3 protein-coding genes are annotated in these 3,038 nt (G+C 37.0%); all 3 read left to right on the top strand.

Annotation, left to right across the window (positions count from 1 at the left end):
* Positions 1-201 precede the first annotated feature (201 nt).
* The 3 genes from ACOVQ4_RS12410 (at position 202) to ACOVQ4_RS12400 (ending at position 2,853) form a co-directional block, all read left to right on the top strand.
* Positions 202-843, top strand: a complete 642-nt coding sequence (locus ACOVQ4_RS12410) for an MBL fold metallo-hydrolase (RefSeq protein WP_421820960.1) — start codon at positions 202-204, stop codon at positions 841-843.
* A 12-nt stretch (positions 844-855) separates the two neighbouring features.
* Positions 856-1,605, top strand: a complete 750-nt coding sequence (locus ACOVQ4_RS12405) for a CDP-alcohol phosphatidyltransferase family protein (RefSeq protein WP_421820959.1) — start codon at positions 856-858, stop codon at positions 1,603-1,605.
* A gap of 246 nt (positions 1,606-1,851) precedes the next feature.
* Positions 1,852-2,853, top strand: coding sequence for a beta-ketoacyl-ACP synthase III (locus ACOVQ4_RS12400; protein WP_421820958.1), 1,002 nt, complete (start codon positions 1,852-1,854; stop codon positions 2,851-2,853).
* The last annotated feature ends 185 nt before the right edge of the window (positions 2,854-3,038 follow it).

Genomic DNA, 3,038 nt, shown 5'->3' with positions numbered 1-3,038 from the left:
AAAACATATCTATCGTTACTATAATACATTTTAACACTCTGTGCCTTGTGCCTGTTGCCTTGTGCCTAAACCAGAAAAATTAAATCTAATTCTGCACGATTACTTAACTGTTTATTCTAAACAGTGATATACTGTTAACTAATACCTTCGCTTTACTTAATTTTTATAACTTTGTCAGTATAGACTTATTCTTACAAGAAAATGATTCAGATAGAAATATTTACATTTAATCCTTTCCAAGAAAACACCTACATTCTATGGGACGAAACCTTAGAATGTGTGATTATCGACCCGGGTTGTCATGTGTATGAGGAACGTAAGGCATTGACAGATTTTATTTCAGAAAAAAAGCTAAAACCCGTCAAATTACTCAACACCCATGCTCATATCGATCATATTTTGGGTAATGCATTCATCAAAAGAAACTATAACATTAGCTACTTTTTACACGAAAAAGACCTTCCCGTATTAAATTCAGCACCTGATAGGGCTGCATTCTGGGGATTTCCTGCCTATGAACATGCTTCAGTAGATGAGCATTTGGAAGAAGGGAAAGACATCAGCTTTGGGAATAGCACTCTACAAGTTTTCTTTACGCCAGGACACGCTCCTGGGCACGTAGTGTTTTATGCCCAAAAGCAAAATTTTGTAATTGGCGGTGACGTCTTGTTCAAAGGAAGTGTAGGACGTACCGACTTGCCCCTTTGTAGCTTTGCCGATTTAGAAAAAAGTATAAAAACAAAATTATACACCCTTCCCGACGAAACCGTAGTTTATCCTGGACATGGACCAAGTACGACAATTGGTTTTGAGAAAAAAAATAATCCATTTGTCAGACTTTAAGCACAACCTAGCATGTTTTCAATCAAAAATCATATCCCTAATGCACTCACATGTGGAAATTTACTTTGTGGGATTTTTGGGTTAAATATTGTTCTTTCCACGCCAGATTTTATCAACCAGCCCGATAAATTAATTTTGCCTTCAATCCTAATTGGTGCGGCATTAGTCTGCGACTGGCTCGATGGCTTTATTGCACGCTTAGTTGGTGCTCAATCTCCTATTGGTAAAGAATTAGATTCACTAGCCGACATGGTAACATTTGGTGTTTTGCCAGCCTTTATCATGCTAAAGCTTATCGAAGGAAGTTGTACAACTGGAACTTGTACGGTAGGGTTAATGGGTTTTTATAAACCTTATATTGCTTTTGCGCTAGCCGTATTTTCGGCATTACGATTAGCAAAATTTAATGTAGATACCCGCCAAAGTCATTCGTTTATTGGAGTGCCTACCCCAGCCAATGGCATGGTAGTGGCATCGTTGCCGTTGATTTTGGTATATCATCCCGAATACCGTGAGTATGTACTCAATTACAATGTTTTGATTATCTATTCTATTGTAATGTCTTACTTGTTGGTAGCAGAACTACCGCTTTTTGCTTTGAAATTCAAGAACTTTGATTGGAAGTCTAATCAGGTCAAATATATCTTTTTAATACTTTCATTAGCATTAATTTTGGTCTTCAAATTCGTGGCAATTCCATTGATTATCTTTGTCTATATCTTGATTTCGATTGGGGATAATATAATTGGGGAGAAAAAGTAACTATTTCCAAAATCACGAAAAGAGCTTCTTTTAAACAAAAGTTTGGAAGAAGCTCTTTATATTTTAGGTAAGATGGATTTCTAACTACTTTTTGTTTAGCTATGAACCAACACTGAAAAAGATAATTTTTTCCTACTTTTACACAAATATTTAAGTAAAACAGTAAGGGGAAAATTTTCAAAAGAAAAATACACTTTTGTTATTTTTCTTTAATATCAACAGCAAACTAATTCACTTGGCAAAAATATGTATTATTCAAAAATTGTGGGACTAGGACATTACGTTCCTGAAAATGTAATTTCTAATCAATACCTCGAAAGCATTATGGATACCAACGACGCTTGGATTACTGAGCGAACAGGTATCAAAGAACGTCGATATTTTACTTATGGTAAGGACACGAATGCCTCAATGGCTACCGAAGCTGCTAAAATTGCCATCGAACGTGCAGGGCTATCGCCTCAGGAAATTGATTTTATTGTTTACGCTACCATTACCCCCGACTACTATTTCCCAGGGCCAGGCTTTGTATTACAGCGCAATTTGGGCATGCAAAACGTCGGTGTCCTAGATATTCGTGACCAATGCTCTGGATTTGTATACGCGCTCTCAACAGCAGACCAATTTATTCGTTCGGGAATGTATAAAAACATTTTGGTCATTGGTGCCGAAATACAATCTACCTTTCTCAATCATACCACCGAAGGAAGAGGCGTGGCGGTTATTTTCGGCGATGGTGCAGGTGCAGCAGTCGTACAAGCAACTACCGACCCCTCGCATCGAATTCTTTCGACGCACTTACACGCCGATGGTACGTATGCCGAAGATTTGTACGTAAAAGACCCCGGAAGTAGCCGTCCGAAGCGTTTTTATGATGATTTGTTTAAAGATAAAAATACTGGAGAAGTAATAATGAATGGAAATATGGTGTTCAAACATGCCATTGTTCGTTTCCCTGAAGTAATAAAAGAAGCTTTAGAACAAAATAATTTAACTCCAGAAGATATTGATCTATTAGTGCCACATCAAGCCAATCTTCGTATTTCGGAATATGTGCGCCAACAAATGGGCTTGCCAGAAGAAAAAGTGATGAATAATATCCAAAAATATGGCAATACCACCGCAGCATCTATCCCAATTGCCTTGAGCGAAGCTTGGGAAATGGGAAAAATCAAAGACGGTGATTTGGTATGTCTGGCAGCCTTCGGAAGTGGATTCACATGGGGCTCCGCCTTGATTAGATGGTAAATTTTTAATTTGAAGACTAATCAATTTGAAGATTTGTCAATTTGAAGATTTGAAAATGTTTCGTAGATAGAGAATAAGGTCGATAAATAGAGCTAAACAACCTCATATTTTTTATCAATCCTATCAATTAAATAGGAAAACGTTATTAGTTAACAGTCTAATTACTGGACAAAAAGAGAAAAGGT

This window comes from Flectobacillus sp. (assembly GCF_049240685.1).
Lineage (GTDB): Bacteria > Bacteroidota > Bacteroidia > Cytophagales > Spirosomataceae > Flectobacillus.
Note: the sequence above shows the minus strand (reverse complement) of the source record. Positions and strands in the feature narration are given on the sequence as shown.

Bases quoted from the DNA above. Each gene is read 5' to 3' on its own strand.
- ACOVQ4_RS12410 (WP_421820960.1), top strand. From the start codon at position 202: ATGATTCAGATAGAAATATTTACATTTAATCCTTTCCAAGAAAACACC.
- ACOVQ4_RS12405 (WP_421820959.1), top strand. From the start codon at position 856: ATGTTTTCAATCAAAAATCATATCCCTAATGCACTCACATGTGGAAAT.
- ACOVQ4_RS12400 (WP_421820958.1), top strand. From the start codon at position 1,852: ATGTATTATTCAAAAATTGTGGGACTAGGACATTACGTTCCTGAAAAT.